Source organism: Bacteroides sp. DH3716P (genome assembly GCF_025914115.1).
GTDB classification, from domain to species: domain Bacteria; phylum Bacteroidota; class Bacteroidia; order Bacteroidales; family Bacteroidaceae; genus Bacteroides; species Bacteroides ovatus.
In genome coordinates this window covers 5601268-5620094 of sequence record NZ_CP083673.1, presented here as the reverse complement: position 1 = coordinate 5620094, position 18827 = coordinate 5601268, and the positions used below count along the sequence as shown (strand labels likewise).

Genomic DNA, 18827 nt, shown 5'->3' with positions numbered 1-18827 from the left:
TATTAAATATAAAAAACAAGAATATTAATATCAATAACATCTAACCTCATAAAGTCTGATATGTGGACATCCGTAAGTTTCTTTCAAATTAATTCTTACCTTAGTCACTGACATTGCCGGGAAACTGACTGGAACAAATCTTTTTATATTATCAGTAATTTCACCCACAGTATGCCATCGTCCCTTAGAATAAACATCTACCGAGAATGTTTTAACAAGTTCAGGAGGCATACCAGGAACTTGATCAAAATTCTTTGCCGGATTCTTATGCATCATTATCTTTCTATGAAGATTTGTGTCAAACTTTATTTCTACACTCGACATTTCAACAGGCTTTTTCCACTCCAAGAACAACTTTTCATTCAAACCATCAGACTGCCAATGATGAATTTTATTTTCTTCATCTCTTGCTACACCATCAAACAAATTATGGACATCACCTGATGATGTAGAAGTAGCCCAAACTTTATCTACAGTTCGAGTTAGATCATTAGAGTCATTAGCCGGTCTGTTAGGAATATAGTAATCGTTTCGTAACATTCTTTCTTGAAGTTCATCAATATAAGAAAGATATATTTCGCGCGGATTTATATTTTTTTCTATACACATAGCAGTCGCCACACCAACAGCCTGTCCCATCATACAGCAAGTACCAATTATGCGAGTAGAGGATAGAGCCATATGCGACACACTAACATTACGTCCTGCAAACATTAAATTAGGAACATTCTTTGAATAAAGACAACGATAAGGTATTTCATACACTTTTTTAAAACGTTCGTGGAAATAACTCGGACGCTGATCCAATGACAAAATCCCACCCGGACAATGTTCATCTAAAGACCACCCTCCCCAAGCCACAGCATCATCGAAATGTTTATAGCTAAGCAGGTCTTTTTCAGTCAGAATATAATCACCCATAAAACGTCTTGACTCGCGCTTACCAGGAAGGGATCCCACCCATTCCAAGGCCAAATTTGCAGCCTCTGGATACTCACCTGAATTTTTGACATAATCCCACACTCCATAAAAATAGGCCATCAAATCATGTCTATTCTTTTCACGGTCTGCTATAATATCTTTAGGACTACCAAGCTCTACCCACCAAAACCCCTCCTTAAGGTTTTTGATTTTACGATCAACAGCCTTTGAAGCGTCAAACTTCTTTGTATAAGACGGCGGATAGAAAGGTACTGGACGCCCCATATCTTTGGTTATCATCATTATACTCTCCCCCATCATCCATCCGTCCAGTTCATCCGGAGCGTATTTCTCTCCAAATTCAGCTTTTCCTTCGCGTCCAGTACGATATTCGGCTCCTGAAGTTGCAGCAAAAAGCCCATCTCCAGAACAGTCAACAAAGATTTTAGCATTTATAACAACTTCTGTTTCGGTAGTAGATTGCCAGCAAAAAGCAGACTTTATACGTTCACCATCCATTATAGCCTTTATAGCCTGCGTGTTCAGCATTAGTCTCAGATTAGGTTGCCTTACTACATAATCATACAAAACATGATCCCAAATGGGATATGACTCTTGCGGATTGTATTTTTTATTTTCAAGAAGTATCTCTTCAATGATTCCGGTTTCACGTTCAACGGGATTCTTAGCTTTTAAAGTCTGAACCCCATTTACAGTAACTCTAATTTCACTTGAAGCATTACCCCCTAACACAGGACGGTCGTTTATAAGAACAACATCTGCGCCTTGCCGGGCAGCAGCTACCGCAGCGCTTATACCAGACATCCCAGCCCCTATTACCGCAACATCACAATTAACTGTTTTACTTCTCTCAGGTATTTCACTACTACCAGTTCCCAAGCAATACCATTTATGTACCCTTGTTGAATCAGAGACAGCCCTTGCCTGATTAATAAATATAAATGACAAGAATATGCCTAAAAGATAGATTAAACTTTTATTCATAAGATTATTAGGTTTTAAATTTCATATGCAAATATAATCTTATGAATAAAGGTTTGTGTAGCAATAAATAATTAATATGTATTTCTGAGTATTTAAGTCATTATCAGATTCTATTTACCACGCTTTCCTTATATTTACTCGGAGCAACTCCATATTTTTCTTTAAAGAGTCTGCTGAAATGAGTTCTGCTCTTAAATCCTGTCATCATACAAACTTCATTAACATTATATTCTTCTTTAACTAAAAGTTCCGCCGCTCTTTGGAGTCGGTAATTCTTCAATAATTCAAATGGAGAATCATTTGTAAGAGCTTTAACTTTTTGAAAAAATAATGAACGATTTACTCCTATTTCTTTTGCTAAAAGTTCCATATCAACACATTCATCATCAACATATTCATTAAATTTAGCATATAATGCACATATAAATTCATTGTCCTTTGCTGAAACTTCATTCTCGTTAGCAGCGATATTCAATGGTACACCAGATTGAAATCTTTCCCATAATTTAGCTCTATTATCTAATAATGTGCATATTCTGGTCAACACATGCTTAGGATAGAATGGTTTAGGAATATAAGCGTCAGCACCGGACTGTAATCCCTTAATCTTGTCATCTACTGTATTACATGCGGTCAATAGTATTACAGGGATATGGCTTGTCTTTAAATCTGATTTTATCACATTGCACAGTTCATTACCATCCATCTCCGGCATCATAACATCGCTTACTATTATGTCAGGCCACTCTTTATTCATACCATCCAGACATTCTTTACCATTAGCAAATGATTTGACTGTAAAAAACTGACCAATAATCTCAGTCAGGAAAGAACGCATCTCTGTATTATCTTCAACTAAATAGACCAAAAAACGTAAATATTTAGAATCTATCTCAATTGATTTTATATCCCAATCTCCAACATATAAATCAGTTTCACCTTCTTGCTCATTAGTTTCATCAATAACATCAGCCTCTGTTACATTTTGTATGATAGGTAGATTTACAGTAAAAGTAGAACCTTCTCCTAATTTGCTTTCAACACCAATATTACCTGAATGCAGCTCTATAAGACGTTTTGTGAATGCCAGACCTATACCTGTTCCTCCTATGTTTTTCAAGCCCTGATTAGAGGCCTGATAAAATCTATCAAATATATAAGGTAGGTCTTTTTCTGATATGCCATCACCTGTATCATACACTTTAATAGTTAAAAGTTGATCATGATAAGAAATATCTATACCTACTTTGTCTCTCTGAACGGTATGTTTAAAAGAATTGGTAAGAAGATTATTCAACATCTGCTCTATCATACTGTAATCAGCATAAACGTTTACATTTTTATTAGGATAGTTTACAACAAAATCTTTATTATCGTATTTTGCCATAAACATAAAATCTTCAGTAATATCTTTTAAGAATTTATTGAATGAAAACATACATGGTTTCACCTTTAACATATTCCGTTCATTTAATTGAAGTTCATGAGACAATTCAATTAAATTAAGCATCTTCTTAGCCTGTCGCTTTATTATAGCAAGCTTTTCTTTTACATCAATATCAAGTAAAAATCTTTCTGATAACACTGTAATAGGGGCAAGAATTAAAGTAAGAGGTGTTTTAAGTTCATGTGAAATATTAGAAAAAAATCTCTGTTTCTCTATATTCAACAATTCTAAACTCCTTTTCTGTATAGCTTCTTCTCGTAACTCATACTTTAATCTTTGAACACGCATAAGATTATACACAATAATTGAAATAAACAAAAGAGCCAGCAGAACATAAATCACATATGCAATTGCAGACCTGCTAAATGGAGGAGCTATGTTTATACCTATAGAAATGGGCTTAGTCCATTCATCAAATGAATTAGAAGCAGACAAAGAGAGTCTATAGTTATCGGGTTTAAGACCATTAAAAGAAAGTTTTTGATCTTTTGCCGGTATTTGAATCCATTCATCATTTAGCGGCTCAAGCTTATATCTTATAAAATGATCGGTAGCCACCTTAGAGTATAAAGCATCAATATCAAAAGAGATACTATTTTCATTATATTTAAGATTTAAAACATCATTATCAGACAGTCTTGAATCAATAATAATTCTATCATTATATATTTCATTCGGTAATATTTTATCACTCAATACATTAAAAGATCTAATATGTAATTGTGGAAGTTCCTCTTTATTGGGAAGCAAATCCGGATTAAAATAGCAAAATCCTTCAAATTTAGAAAAAACCAATGTTCCGTCATTCATCATAAAACTTGCGTACCAGAAATCATCAAAAGGAAGACCATCAGATGTTCTATAAACATGAAAAGAACCACTATCATTTCTATAAATGTTCAATCCTATATTAGTTGCAATCCATAAATTTCCTGATTTATCACCCAGTAAGCTTTTTACTACATTATTTGACAAACCATCTTCTTCTGAATAGGAAATAAACTTCATCCTTTGTCCATCCTCTTCTATAGCCCTACATAAACCTCCTTGTTCAGTTCCAAACCATAATATTCCACTTTTATCACGTATAATGCTTGACACAAAATTACTGGAAAGAGAATGTTTATCTCCTTTGTCAAACATATAATGTTCTATCTTGATATCCTTTATAGGTTTCTGTCTGTCAATATATAATTGATACATTCCTTGCACATCTGTTCCTACAAACATAGATGAAGTTCTACTATCCCAATACATTGCTCGTATCTTAGATATGCCACAAGAATCAAACATTACATTTTGATGTATCGATTCCACTTCGTCTATCTCATGGTCAGAAGTAAAAGAGATACGATAAAGATTATCTATATACCCTAACCAAATATTGCCCATAGGATCTGAATAAAAAATCTGAGGGGAGTCGTCTTTCAATAATAACAGCTTAACGTCCTTGTATTCTTTAAGTTTGGTATTCTTATCATAAGAGAACAATCGGTTCTCTTTAGTTAGAATCCACAGTCTGTCTAATGAATCTACATAAAAAGACTTAACATTGTTTTGTAATTCCTTACTAATGACAGAAGCAAATTCTGAGATTTTATTCTGTCTGAAATCATAAAGATAAAGAGATTTGTTATTTTTTGCCAATAAGCCATCACCGTACGCGGCTACTTGATAAAATTTGAATCCTTTGAAATCAACTTTCTTGAAGATTTCATTTTTAAAGCTGTAAAAATGAATACCTCCATCGAATGTAGATATACAATAGCTATTGTCTAAAAACGATATCTCACTAATCCTTTTGTAGTCAAGTAATTTCATTTGATATTCAGAGTTACCGTCTGATGGATAAACCATTACACCATCATTTACAGTACCTATCCATATCCTTTCATTATCCTCCAATTCAAACGTTTTTATAGCACTTCCTATATTAAACGTATTATGTATTTTTATTTCAGAAAGAATACCATTGTCAACTACATGGCTGCAATCATATAGGATAGAGCCACTGCTTATATATATATTATTATTTCTCGACACTCGCAAACAAGAAGAGTCTTTTATCTTATCATTATTAATCTTGTATAATTCTTTATTAGTTGTATTATAACAAAATATTCCAATATTAGAAGACAAAAGATAATTATTGGCATCTATCGCACATAAATCATTAGCTTCAAGTCTTTTAGGATATGATATATTAGTAACTAACGATAAATTCATATCATACTCCAATATACCGTTACTTTCAGAAAGACAAATCATAATTTTTCTATGTTTGTCAAACATAATTCGTCGTATTATAAAATTAAAATTCGACTTGAATTCATTCTTATTGTCTACAGATAAACGATAGAACTTATATTTATCATAGTCAAAGACTGTAATTCCTTCATCGGTTCCAAGCCATAATCTGCCATATTCATCTTCTGCAATACACCTGATTCTATTGCTATTGAATAGATTCTCAGATAATGTGTTTTTGTATATCTTTACGGTAAATCCATTATATTGATTTAAACCATCGTATGTACAAATCCACAAATATCCTCTCGAATCTCGCATTGTTGCCGTTACTCCATTATGAGACAAACCATTAGAGATATTTACATTATTTATATTACATAATGATAATATATTTTCATTACTTGAAAACATACTAATAGCGGTCATCATAAATATTATATAGCACACAAAATGTTTCATAAAAGGAGTATAATAAGAATATTAAGTTATTTGATAACAAAACTAAATATTTTTATGGTAATAAACAAAAAAAGAGAATGTTCCCATTCTCTTTTTTTAATAGACATGATATTTCTATTCTAAACTCACTTCAAGCAATTGTACATCATTAGGTTTCAATACTATCTTTGTTGCAGATTTAAGGCCTGTGAGTACTTCGCTTACAGACTTGATATTTCCTTTAGCAGCAGACATACTGACTGTAGCATCCGACTTTCCTATATTAACAATGTTTACAATATACTTATTTTTATCTTTTGCTATAACTCTCCATTCGCATCCAGGCATGTTTCTGTCATTTGTTTCAGCAATAGAAATCATAGGCATTCCTTTATTTGATTTTACAGCAGCCAATGCCTCGTTTTTCATCTCATTTAGTGTTGACACTACAATAAGCTTACCTTTACCTTGTTTTAAGGTCAAATCAATCTTTCTGCCATACTCGTCAGTCTTGAAACTTTCGTTGTCAATAATGACAGTTCCACACTCGTCAAGATACTTCTGTACAGTTTCTATATCAGATTTGAAAGCATAAGGAGTCTTATATACTACTATTGCATCCCATTCATGAGGATTGTTTTTCAGAATTCCTTCTGTGGCAAATCCTATTGGAAGACCACTGAAATTGAGTTTCTCATAAATTCTTAATACATCGTTCATGTGCTCCGCTTTGTTTATAGACGATGCTTTAGTGTAGAAAATTCTCAAAGGCTTGCGCTGACGCTGGAACGACATAATGTAGTCCGACACGGAGTTCAGGTCTATCATTGTGGCATGCACTTCATTGACAATCCTCGGCTGGTGATTATTCGAAGCTGCGTAACCATTAGAGTCGGAATGACCTCTTGAAGACCCATCTTCTCTTCTGCACCAGTACCATGTCTGGGTTGCAGTAAGTCCATGAATGGTTGCCAACCAATAATTACCTCTGGCATATTCTTTTGTTTGATATAAATCTCTGTACTTGCCTGTAGAAAGCATATGTCCTTCGGTATTGAACATCACTTTGTCAGGACTCACTGACTTCATAAAGTCGTATGCCATACATATTTCCACCCAGTCAAATGCATAGTTTTTCTCCCAAGATTTAGGTTTTCCCCACATCCATGCACCGCATGAACTGGCATCGTTTCCTATTATCTCACTGTTTCTCGTAAGAGCTTCAAGGTCTATACCACTGTCACGCTTATTGTCTGACCAAAGATTTGGCATAATCTTGATATGAGTCTTAGCCTGTGGGTCGTATTTCCTGATTTCATTCTTCAGGAAAGAAAACCATTCTGTTACTCTGTCCATATTGAAAGCCATAAAATCAAAATACATTGGAGAACCCTGCATTGACGCTTGCATTATTCTCGGCCCGTCCACAGATGAGAAGTCTTTATAAGACGTGCTCCACAACTCGTTCAACCGGTCAATGTTACCATGTTTGTTCTTAAGCCATTTTCTGAATTCTTCATAAGCATATTCTGATATAGGTGCCGAAGCCCAAGTCTTCTCTATGCAGTTCCAGTGAGGTTCATTACAAAGCATATACCCCAAGCCTGTGTATTGCTTTCCTGCCATATACGGTACTGTACCTTTAATCAAATCAGAATTCACCTGCCTTGCAAGCGGATGGTTGATATCATACATTGTATATTTAATACCCGGACCATCTTTCACAGTAGGATCCTTCTTTTCTGCCCATTTCGGGAAGTTTGAATGATTCAAGAATACAAAACCTATACTTCCGTCTTCTTTTTCCTGCAGTTCATTAATGACTTTTGGGCTGATATCCCCTTTATTATTGATGACATTTGCATTTGTCATGAAGAATCCGTCAAGATTACCATGATATTCGATATACTCCTTTATACGAGGTTTCCATGTCCAGTCAGCAAGAAAGACAGGCTTGCCTTCGTAAACCAACATATCCTTATCAACTTTCACCTTAGTCCAATCCACAACAGGTGTAGGCAAGCGCTTGAGTTCCCCTCTCATCACCGCTTCAAGTTCTGAGATTGAAGAATTCATCATCTCTATAATTTCCTGTCGTTCAAAATCCGGAAGAAGTTTTGCATATTTTTCAGATTCATTCTTATACTTTTTCACCAATGAAAAGTTTTTCACATTAGCATCAATGTTATTTTCATCCCATTTAGCATATCCCATAAAAATTTCAGCCGTACGCAAAGCCGTCTCTTCTTTTAAAGTGTTTATGCCTGATTTTTTTGCTTTGGCTATAAGTTTGCGCAGTTCATTTATTTTACCCGAAGCTTCTTCTTCCTTATTTGAATTAGACAGAAATGATTCTGAGTATACATTATTATATAAATAATTGATACCTGCCGATGCATCCGAAGCAATAGTTAGAAAACCCGCAAATACAAAAGATTTAACTGTAGTAATTTTAAAATTCATGTAATTCTAAATTTTATGGTTAAACTATATTTTCACTAATGCAAAAGTATAGTAACACATAAAGCAAACGGTAGCTATAAGTATTTTAAATGTAGCTAAGGGTAATATATCAAAATCAACCATAGTAGATAATCGTTTAATTAAATAATAAGTAATGTACAGACTCCTTTATAACATTAAGTTCTTTCCTTATTTAGTTTGATACATGTCAAACGATAAAGACTCTTCATTATCTTCTGTTCAAGAGTCCATCATATATCTTCTTTTTTTTAAAAGATACTTATTATGTACTTAAAGATACATTATTATTACGTGAATTTTATTATTTTGCGGTAATAAAAAACCCTTATTTAATTATTTATAAACCATGAAACTAAAATCCATTCTATCAACAACGCTGGTCGCATCCTTACTCCTCTCATGCGGTCGGACTGGAAAAAATGACCAAACCGACTTTAACGGGAATTGGGCTTTCCACATAGTAGAGGACACTTTAAATTATCATATAGATTATTCAGCTACAGACTTCGAGACGGACAGCTGGGAGAACGTAAGATTACCACATACGGCAAACATAGAACCTCTCGTGGTGAACGACCAGTGGCAGGGAATATGCTGGTACCACAAAACCTTCGACATTTCAAACTTCAGCAAAGAGAAGAAATATTTCATCGAGTTTGAAGGTGCTATGAACGTGATTGATATTTGGATAAACGACAAGCATCTGAAAAAAGACATGGGAGGATATCTGCCTGTGGCTGCAGATATTACGGACTATGTGAAAGAAAAGGATAACACTATACGCGTAAGGCTGGACAACAGAGACAATCCTACTACAGGACCGAAACCGCTTAAGATTTTGGACTTCAACATGTATGGAGGGCTCTATAGAGAGGTGAACTTCATAGAGAAAAACAATATCTACATTTCTAATCCCTCGATTGCAGATATAGAAGCAGGAGGAGGTGTGTTCATTACATTCCCTACAGTGAACGAGAAAATGTCTGAAGTGAAAATACAGACTCACGTGATAAACGAGGGGGAGAATGACAAAGGAGCAAGAATAAAGCATGTGATAAAAAAAGGAAACGATATAGTAGAAGAGGTTACGGCAGACATAATCCTGAGAAAAGGGAAGCAGGGGAATACGTGGTGCTACACGGTGGAAATGGACAGCCCTGCGTTGTGGTCACCTGACAGCCCTACGCTCTACACATTGGAGACTACCATCTATGACGAGGACGGAATGGTAATGGACAGAAATACGGAGAGATTCGGGATAAGGAAGTTCGAGTTCAAGGACAATCAGCTTTACATAAACGGAAAAAAGACTTACCTGCGTGGGGTGAACCGCCATCAGGAGTACCCATACATAGGCTATGCACTGTCCGACAATGCACAATATAGAGATGCATATAAGATAAAGAAAGCTGGGTTTGATTATGTTCGCCTGTCTCACTATCCTCATTCGCCGGCCTTTATGGATGCATGCGACGAGTTAGGTCTTGTGGTGGCAGATGCTATATTGGGATGGCAGTATTTTGCCGACAATGATGCATTTCGCAACCAGTGTTACCGCTCGGCTCGACAGTTGGTACGACGGGACAGAAACCATCCGTGCGTGATGGCATGGGAAGTATCGCTCAACGAAACAAAGATGCCTATAGATTTCATGGAGGTTTTAGACAGTATAGTACATAAGGAATATCCCGGCGAAAACGTGTATTCATGCGGATGGATGCCTGAGGTATATGACATTTATTTCCAGGCAAGACAACACCGCATACTCCACAAGGACAGGATGACATTCGACAAACCGTATATAGTATCTGAATACGGCGACTGGGAGTATTATTCCAATAATGCTGGGCTGAACCAACACAAGATGCCGAAGAACATGAGACTGGAATTTTCGAGCAGGCAGTTCAGAAAGAACGGAGAAGAAAGACTGCTGCGCCAGGCTCGCAATGTGCAGGAAGCGCATAACGATAATATGAACATTCCTGCTACAGGTGATGGATACTGGGTGATGTTTGACTACAACCGCGGCTATCACGATGACATAGAGGCTTCGGGGGTTATGGATATCTTCCGTTTACCGAAATTCGCATACTACTTCTACAGCAGTCAAAGGGATATGAAGTGCGAAGAGGACTGCGTGCTGAAAATAGCGTCTTATTGGAACAGCAAATATCCTACAGACGTGAAGGTATTCAGCAATGCGGATGAGGTAGAACTCTATCTCAACGGAAAGCTCATAGGTAGACAGAAACCAGATAGTGATGCAATCTCAACAAACCTGAAGCATCCACCATTTACTTTCAAGACCAGAGGGTTCGAGAAAGGAGAGCTCAGAGCTGTGGCTTTCTGCAACGGGAAAAAGGTGCTAGAAGACTCAGTAGTTACTCCTCAAGCTCCAGTAAAGCTGCATTGCGACATAGACATCAGCGGAAAACCCATTGAGGCAGGATGCAACGACGTAGCATTCGTGTATATCTCTGCCAGAGATGAAAACGGTACAGTAAACCCAGACTATGAGGAGTTTATCGATATCACACTGCCTGAAGGCATAGAACTGATGAATAGGGACGGAGTGAAAGCTGAAGCTGGTATAGCCACTGCTCTGATACGGATTGGTGAAAGAAAGGGAAAGGCAAGAATTATCGTAAGCGACGGACAACTTAAGGGTGATATGGAAGTGGAAATAAGATAATCTATTAGACTATGAACAGAAAAATTAAAGTAACAACGGCAGCCGCCTTCATAGGCATGACGACTGCCGCTCAAATTCAGCAAAAGCCCAATATCCTTTGGATTATGGCGGAGGATATGGGACAGGACCTGGAGTGTTACGGAATGAAGGCGGTGCGTACGCCTAACCTGAACAGGATGGTTGAGGAGGGGGTGATATACCGCGCAGCGTGCTGTACGGCTCCCATAAGCTCGCCAAGCCGCTCGGCTATGATGACGGGGGTGCATCAAACAGTAATCAATGCTCATAATCACAGGAGCAACAGGGATGTGCCGCTCGGCGATGGGGTGAAGCCCATCACTTATTATCTCAGGGAAGCGGGGTATACGTGCATATTGGGCAACTCGAATGTCATGAACAAGGGTAGAAAGACAGACTGCAACTTCAAACATACACCGCTCGGAGAATGGAACGGAAAAAACAAGTTCGGACTGTTCGACAAGTATGATGAGTTTACGCCGGAGGACCAGCCGTTCTTTGCTCAGGTGCAGCTTGTGGTGACGCACAGGGGGGACTGGTGGAAGAGGGTAACAGCGGGGTCGGAGCATCCGGTGAACCCGGACAGTGTGGAGCTGCCTCCTTATCTGCCGGACGATGCGAGGGTGCGCAGGCAGTGGGCTTCGTATCTGGATCAGGTGGAATATATGGATAATGAGGTGGGGATGCTCATGGACGAACTGAAGAGGAAGGGGATGATGGATAATACTATCGTGTTCTTCATTGGCGACAACGGAAGATGTGAGGTGAAAGGCAAGGGTTATCTGTACGAACCGGGGGTGAAGATTCCGATGATTGCGTGGGGAAAGGGCATCAGGCCGTCTGAGGTGAAGGAACTGGTGAGCACTCTCGACATATCGGCCACTGTTCTGGACCTGGCCGGTGCGGAGATGCCTGACTATCTTGACGGCAAGCCTCTGTTCGACCGCGCTACGGGCAAGGCTGCAAGGGGACGCGACACGTTCTATGCCGCACGCGACAACTGGGACGAGATAATAGACTGTATGCGCTCCATTAATACCGAGAGGTATAAGTACATAAGGAACTATATGCCGGAGAAGGGATGGGACGAGCATCAGCAGTATTTGGAGTTTCACCGTCCGGCTATTCATGTGCTGAGAGAGCTGAAAAAGGATGGCAGGCTGAGCAGTGTGCAGATGCAGTTCATGGAGGAGAAGAAACCGGCCGAGGAGCTGTATGACCTGAGGAACGACCCACACGAGACAAGAAACCTTGCCGGATTGCCGCAGTATGAAAACGTGCTGAAGGATATGAGGTTCAGAATGGACAGTTGGCAGAAGAGGCATAAGGACTGCGGACTGAAAGACATGGACAGAAGGGTGCCGGAGGATATGGGCGACGTGAGGGGTTATGTGATGAGGAACTATCCGGAGGAATGGAAGAAGCTGACGGACGGGGAGATTTGTGACAAGTACAAGAAATTCGCGTCGGAAGCAAGAAAGGACAGTAAGAAAAATAAAAAGGAGAAGAAATGAAGACGCTGTGCTTGTGTATTGCGCTGCTGATGTGTGCGCCGGGTGTAGCATCGGCAGCGGAGAGGGATACGCTGACGGTGCTGCTAATAGGCGACAGCACTACGAAGGGGGCGACTCCGCGACGGGTAAAGCCGGACGGGATTCATCTGGAGGAAATGATAGAGCAGCTTGCGGCATTGGAGCCTTCGATGCCGGCTGTAAAGGTGATAAACAGCAGCCGTGGTGGAGAAACGGCTCTCTCGGTGGTGGAAAGTGGACGGTATGAGGAGGAGATAGCGCCTCTGAAGGATAGAAAACCGGATTATATCTTCGTGAGGTATGGCATAAACGACTGGTTCAAGTGTAAAAACCTGAAGAAGGAGTTCCCCGAAAACCTGAAATCGCTGCTGAGGAGGATTGAGGGGGATTTCGACGGGTCGAGGCTTGTGGTGATGACGATTGTGCCTTTCATGCCGTTCGAGGAATGTGAGGTGGTGAACGGACTGATAAAGGAGGTGGCGGAGGATATGGGGCTGCCTCTGTTTGATATCTATACGCCCTATAAGGAGGCTGTGATGAAGTCCGGACCGAACACTTATCATGTGAGGAGGATTGACCTTGAGAAGGTGGACAAGAAGTATCACGAGTGGCTGAAGCCTTTCACGTATGACTATACGCAGAAGGGCAGGACGCGGAAGGTGGTGCTGGCGGACGACAACTCTCTGGACCCTATCTTAGGAAGATACAAGGAGTGGTACTACGACCATCATCCGAACCTGGCGGGATATCATCTCATAGGATTTGAAACTGTTGAGTTTCTGAAGTCTAACAACTAACAAATAAAATCTAACAACTAACAACTAAAAAACCATGCTTAAAAACAAACTGACTCTACTCCCCTTGCTTGCGACTTCGGCAGCGGTGATGGGGGAAAACGAACAGCCTAACATACTGTTCTGTATTGCCGACGACGCTTCGAGAGAAAGCTTCGGAGCTTATGGAGGAAGAAACTGTAATACTCCGGCTATCGATGCTCTGGCATCGGAAGGAGTGGTGTTTACAAACGCTTATACGCAGAACCCTAAGAGTGCTCCGTCGAGAGCGTGCATCCTGACGGGGAAATACTCGTGGCAGCTGAAGGAAGCTACCAACCATTTTCCGCATTTCCCGGCGGAGTTCACACTCTATCCGCAGGTGTTGATGGAGAACGGTTATTACGTGGGGTATACGGGCAAAGGTTGGGGTCCCGGAACGTACGACACAAAGGACAACCCTGCAGGACCGGAGTATAACAAGCTGACGGTGAAGGACAGACCGGCAAAGGGTATCTTCAACACTGACTACTCGGGCAACTTCAGGGCATTCCTCGACGATAACAAAGAGGGAAAGCCTTTCTGCTTCTGGCTGGGTTGTAAGGAACCGCACAGATTCTACGAGAAGGACTCATGGAAGAAGAACGGGAAGAGCATCGACAGCGTGTATGTGCAGCCTTTCTATCCAGACAACGAGATAGTGAGGGGGGACATAATGGACTATGCCGTGGAGGTGGAATGGTTCGACAAGCATGTGGGCGAGGCGGTACAGATTCTCAAGGAGAAAGGTATGCTGGAGAATACCATGATTGTAGTGACATCAGATCATGGCATGCCGTTTCCTCGTATCAAGGGACAGATATATGAGGAAGGCTTTCATGTGCCGTTCATAGTATACTGGAAGGGTAAGGTAATGGGCGGACGCTCGGTAGACGACTTTATCGGTTTCCACGACATCGCTCCTACCCTGCTGGAGGCTGCACAGATAGACGGAAACTTCGGCATGACGGGAAAGAGCTTCATAAACCTGCTCACATCGAAGAAAAGCGGACGCATAGACAAGAAGCGCGACCATATGATTCTGATTAAGGAAAGACACGATGTGGGACGCGCCAATGAGGATGGAGTGAACTTGGGTTATCCGGTGAGAGCCATAAGAACGGACGAATATCTGTATGTGGTGAACTATAAGCCGGAAAGATGGCCGGTGGGAAATCCAGAGTATGACTACAGAAACTGCGACAACTCGCCTACGAAGTCGTACCTGACGGGACTGAAACCAGGCGACAAGGATTACCGCTACAACGAAATGGCGTTCGCAAAACGCCCGGGCGAGGAGTTCTACCTCATTAAGGAGGATCCACACTGCATGAAGAATCAGGCGTTGAACCCTGAATACAGAAAGGTGATGGACAAGCTGAGAAAACGTATGGAGAATGAGCTGAAGAGAACCGGCGACCCGAGAATGTACGGCAAAGGGGATATCTTCGACAAGTATCCGTATATGGGTAAAGCTCTGGACTATAGCAAGAAAATTAAATAATAAGGCTTCAGTTACGAGTTGATAAGTAGACGAGTTGAACTATGTTACCGCCTGGATGGCAGCCTTGTCAACTCGTCTAATTGTCGGATTGCTACCTATTAAGATACTCAAAATCTATAAATCTCATCGAACCGGCAGGGACTTCTATCGTTATGATGTCTTTGCCGGTTTCTATTTCTTCGCCCGTAAGAATGTCTGTGGCCTTGATAGGTCTGGCATTCTGAAGCATTATTCTTGCCTTAATCTTCGAGGGCGAGACGTATCCGGGGTCTATGAGCAAAAGGCGCGAGTGGGTGTCGTCTATCCTGAACAGACTCCATGAGGCTCCTTCGACGAGCATCGGGAGTTCACGGGAGGTTTCAGCTACTGTTACCGAATTTCCGCACCAGTGCACTCTGGCTTTACTTAGCACTGCATCGTTGTTCATAGGTGTGTAGAGGGTAAGGTTGTAATCTAAGCTGTTCACTTTTTCAAGGCAATTCATTTCTTCCCCGCCTGTTTGGTGCGCACACGTCGCGTATGGCTCCAGTCTGTGGAACTATGTTTTCGAGTGCGGCATGTAATAGCCCGGTCGGACTTAGGGTTGCACATACAAACCTACAATCAGCCGGACTAATTAAAGTTTTGAATCGTTTATCTGGTTATGTATCAAACATTTACATAAAAGGTTTCTGCAGCTCTATATCTATGAATCTGAACATGCCACACGGAACGGTGACATCGAACGAGCTGTCCTTGACGCTGTAGGAAGTTCCGTCGAGTATGTCGCTGACTTTCTTCACTGCGAGATTGTTGAGCGTTACTTTCACCTTTCTGTCCATCGGGGCGAGATATCCTCCGTCGACAAGAGTGAGTCTTAAGTGGGTAGGCGATACCTGAGCCACCACCCATCCTGTCTTTTCACCTTTTACGAGCACCGGCAGTTTCTTCGCTCCTTCTTCTATGTCCTTCTTTATCTGCTTGTAGAACTCATCGGCTTTAAAACGCTGCTTTCCGTCGGCAGAGAGATAATCCACTCCGTCGGTGATGTATTCCTTCATTATGGATTTGTAGAAAGGATGCAGATTGTCCGCAAGATTGCCTCTGACAGAGTTTTTCTCTCTCAGAGCCTTGTTCTGTACGGGTGTGATGAGCACCATGCCGTTAGGATAAGTCGGGATGGAGTTCTGTCTTCTGTCTGTCACGCCCGATGCATAGGTGGAGAAATCCCATGGAGTGAGCGAAGCGCCAAGCCATGAGGCGTTCATATGGCTGAACACTTTCGGCTGTGTCTCCTCTCTGTCCTTGTCGAAATATATCCACCATTTGTGGTCTTCGGCCTCAGTAAGATAGCTTTCCTGCGGATTATACATGCTCAGATGAACGGGCGAGATGCTCAGTATCTCATTTCGCTTAGGAACGTATAGGGCTTCCTTGGCAAGCAGTTCGTATGCGAGGCTTGCATGGTATTCCAGTGTCTCATTGTCTGACTCTGCTGTGTTATGAATGTATTTTGCTCCGCAAGCAAGGCTGTAGACGGTCTTTCTCAAAACATGATTGGAGAGTTTCTGTGATGAGAACTGACGCGAACGGTCGAAACTTGGATCATCGCGCGAACAGCGTACCCCCCATCCGTCAACACTTCCGGCTGTCCATAGCCCCATACGTCCGGCTATACTCAAATCCTGCGTCTTGTCAGTTGTTTCTTCCAGGATAGGAATGACTTCGGCTGCATATTTACCTGAAACGACCGGCTCCCAATCTTTAGTGTAAACCTGTCCTTGCCAGAATACATTCTTTGCACGGAAAGCCACGTTAGACTTTATGGTACCCATAAATTCCACCAGCGGATAAACCTGATTTTTCATTACGAACCCAAAATCCTTATCTGTATGGTTCATTTCCGGATATATGTATATGGTCTTTTTCCCATCATGCTCATATCCATACGATGCAATTTCCTTAAGCACGTCAAGAGAATAATACAACGGATCATTCCCATGGCCTGCCCACGTTGAAATACCTTTCACTCCATCATACGACGGAGTGAAATAATCAACTATTTCCTTTGCTGAACGGTCATACTTGTTTCTTCTGTCCCTTGAATTAAGATATATGTTTCCTTCATAAAGTGGTAATCTCCACGAAGATTCCTGATTATGTCCTCTGTTCCATGGCGAGCCTAAAAGGACGAGGGATTTAGAGTCATCAAGTTCTTGGAATATAGGCTCTTTTGAACCCTCAAATCCGGTGACACAGACCGGCTCGCGCTGCCATTCGGGCTTTCTGAAGTTCTTCAGCTGTTTTCTCACCTCAGTGGTGTAGTCCATTATGCGCTGTATGTTTCCCTCCGGCATCAGATCTTCATAGTCGTACTTCCACGAGGACTTTCCGGTGTCGATAATATGGATGCAGCTGCCTCCGTCCTGACAACTTGCAAGTATGATATTACCCTTGTCGTCCTGACACATATCATTATAGGCAAATGTCGTGAGGAGTTTGTCCTTAATCTGTTTTGAATATCCTTCCGAGGAAAAGAAAACCATTGCATTTGACGAAAGCACTCCATAGTCATAGCCCGATTTGCCGTATAAGATGAAAGGCTGGTTCACTCTGTAGGATACTTTTCCTATATTCTTCTGCTGTATGGGATACGAAAATAATTTGGCATGAGTATAAGTATCGGAGAACTCTATTCTTCCGAACTCGTTGCCGTTGAGCACCGACGAGCCGAACAATACCTCATATGTGCCGTCACCATCAGGGTCGGCCACACGCACATCGCCCACCGTACCTTTCTGCTTCAAGGGTTTTGCCACATACGAAAGCACCTTGTCAGTCAAAGGTTCCATTACATAAAACTCACCCGAGGACTGCATGTGATTGTTCGAGCCATGGAGTAAGAGCAGGTCGTTCTCCCCGTCTAAAGGAATAGGACGGAGGAAATTCGCTATATGCAGAGAATTGAATTTCTTGTCAATCTTGAAGACCTTAGCCTTGGAATAGTCCCTGCTCGAGAGTTTCTGTACGAGTTTTCCAGTCACGGCATCGAGATAATAACAGTCTGTAGAGAAGTCACCGCAGACTACATATGGCTTGTTCTCCTTCTTCACTACGCACACGGAATACATCGGAGTGCGATGTACGCCATCATAAGGAGTGAATGTCCATTTTATATTACCTTTCAAATCAAGACATACCACTCTACCGCTAGCATTGGCTGCAAAGATTTCCTGCTTGCCGTCGGAGTCTATATCAGCACACCACAGGTCATGGTTCATGCTTCCGTGGCCAACATCTGTTCTCCACATGATGTTGCCCTTATAGTCGGTGGCAAGGACTACTCCGTTATAATCCGAGCCGATAATTATATTATCATTCCCCCGTTTGGCTATACGCACTTTCATCACGATATTCCCTTTTGTGTCTATTGAGCTTATATTACCTGCCGACACCAATGCAGGCATGACACTGACAAGCAGTGCCGTAATAAAAGATTTCTTTCTCATTGTTTGTACAATATTAATATGTTGAATTCACCTCAATAAATGGAGCTTAATTTTTAATATCAAATTTTAATTTAGTACTTTGAATTTATACTATTTTAAATAGTTTTTTAACATCATTGTATCATAATATTAAATGATATGGAAAATTTATATGTTCAAGAAAAGTCCCTCTGCTAAACACTTTGATATGTTCAATAAATCTTCTGGTATGATGTGTTCTCTTTTAAGCCGATACT

9 protein-coding genes are annotated in these 18827 nt (G+C 40.8%); 4 read left to right on the top strand and 5 right to left on the bottom strand.

Annotated features, from left to right (window positions below; genetic code table 11):
• Window positions 1-30: 30 nt before the first annotated feature.
• From KQP79_RS21435 to KQP79_RS21425, 3 genes are all read right to left on the bottom strand, one after another.
• Window positions 31-1926 (bottom strand): FAD-dependent oxidoreductase, encoded by a 1896-nt coding sequence (locus tag KQP79_RS21435; protein ID WP_004320037.1) that lies wholly within the window; start codon window positions 1924-1926, stop codon window positions 31-33.
• 103 nt (window positions 1927-2029) lie between these two features.
• Window positions 2030-6052 carry a two-component regulator propeller domain-containing protein gene (locus KQP79_RS21430; protein ID WP_004320038.1) on the bottom strand — a complete coding sequence of 1341 codons (4023 nt, stop codon included), beginning with the start codon at window positions 6050-6052 and terminating at the stop codon, window positions 2030-2032.
• A 144-nt stretch (window positions 6053-6196) separates the two neighbouring features.
• A complete protein-coding gene (locus KQP79_RS21425; protein ID WP_004320039.1) occupies window positions 6197-8524 on the bottom strand; it encodes a beta-galactosidase in 2328 nt (775 codons plus the stop codon).
• Between the two features lie 367 nt (window positions 8525-8891).
• Between KQP79_RS21425 and KQP79_RS21420 the strand changes: the two genes are divergently transcribed.
• From KQP79_RS21420 to KQP79_RS21405, 4 genes are read left to right on the top strand one after another with little or no spacing between them, the layout of a single operon-like run.
• On the top strand, window positions 8892-11237 hold the full coding sequence (locus KQP79_RS21420; protein WP_004320041.1) for a glycoside hydrolase family 2 protein: 2346 nt from the start codon (window positions 8892-8894) through the stop codon (window positions 11235-11237).
• Window positions 11238-11248: 11 nt separating this feature from the next.
• Window positions 11249-12769, top strand: coding sequence for a sulfatase (locus tag KQP79_RS21415; RefSeq protein WP_004320042.1), 1521 nt, complete (start codon window positions 11249-11251; stop codon window positions 12767-12769).
• On the top strand, window positions 12766-13584 hold the full coding sequence (locus KQP79_RS21410; RefSeq protein ID WP_004320043.1) for an SGNH/GDSL hydrolase family protein: 819 nt from the start codon (window positions 12766-12768) through the stop codon (window positions 13582-13584). The genes KQP79_RS21415 and KQP79_RS21410 overlap by 4 nt, the downstream gene beginning before the upstream one ends.
• Before the next feature lie 34 nt (window positions 13585-13618).
• Complete coding sequence (locus KQP79_RS21405) at window positions 13619-15103, top strand: sulfatase (RefSeq protein ID WP_004320045.1); 1485 nt, start codon at window positions 13619-13621, stop codon at window positions 15101-15103.
• 91 nt (window positions 15104-15194) lie between these two features.
• Here the strand turns inward: KQP79_RS21405 and KQP79_RS21400 are convergent, their stop codons facing one another.
• Together KQP79_RS21400 and KQP79_RS21395 are read right to left on the bottom strand one after the other, a co-directional pair.
• Window positions 15195-15587 (bottom strand): hypothetical protein, encoded by a 393-nt coding sequence (locus tag KQP79_RS21400; protein WP_004320047.1) that lies wholly within the window; start codon window positions 15585-15587, stop codon window positions 15195-15197.
• 172 nt (window positions 15588-15759) lie between these two features.
• Complete coding sequence (locus KQP79_RS21395) at window positions 15760-18591, bottom strand: hypothetical protein (protein ID WP_004320048.1); 2832 nt, start codon at window positions 18589-18591, stop codon at window positions 15760-15762.
• Window positions 18592-18827: the final 236 nt, after the last annotated feature.

Coding starts and splice junctions, on each gene's coding strand:
- KQP79_RS21415 (WP_004320042.1), top strand. CDS start 11,249: ATGAACAGAAAAATTAAAGTAACAACGGCAGCCGCCTTCATAGGCATG.
- KQP79_RS21425 (WP_004320039.1), bottom strand. CDS start 8,524: ATGAATTTTAAAATTACTACAGTTAAATCTTTTGTATTTGCGGGTTTT.
- KQP79_RS21405 (WP_004320045.1), top strand. CDS start 13,619: ATGCTTAAAAACAAACTGACTCTACTCCCCTTGCTTGCGACTTCGGCA.
- KQP79_RS21400 (WP_004320047.1), bottom strand. CDS start 15,587: ATGAATTGCCTTGAAAAAGTGAACAGCTTAGATTACAACCTTACCCTC.
- KQP79_RS21410 (WP_004320043.1), top strand. CDS start 12,766: ATGAAGACGCTGTGCTTGTGTATTGCGCTGCTGATGTGTGCGCCGGGT.
- KQP79_RS21435 (WP_004320037.1), bottom strand. CDS start 1,926: ATGAATAAAAGTTTAATCTATCTTTTAGGCATATTCTTGTCATTTATA.
- KQP79_RS21420 (WP_004320041.1), top strand. CDS start 8,892: ATGAAACTAAAATCCATTCTATCAACAACGCTGGTCGCATCCTTACTC.
- KQP79_RS21395 (WP_004320048.1), bottom strand. CDS start 18,591: ATGAGAAAGAAATCTTTTATTACGGCACTGCTTGTCAGTGTCATGCCT.
- KQP79_RS21430 (WP_004320038.1), bottom strand. CDS start 6,052: ATGATGACCGCTATTAGTATGTTTTCAAGTAATGAAAATATATTATCA.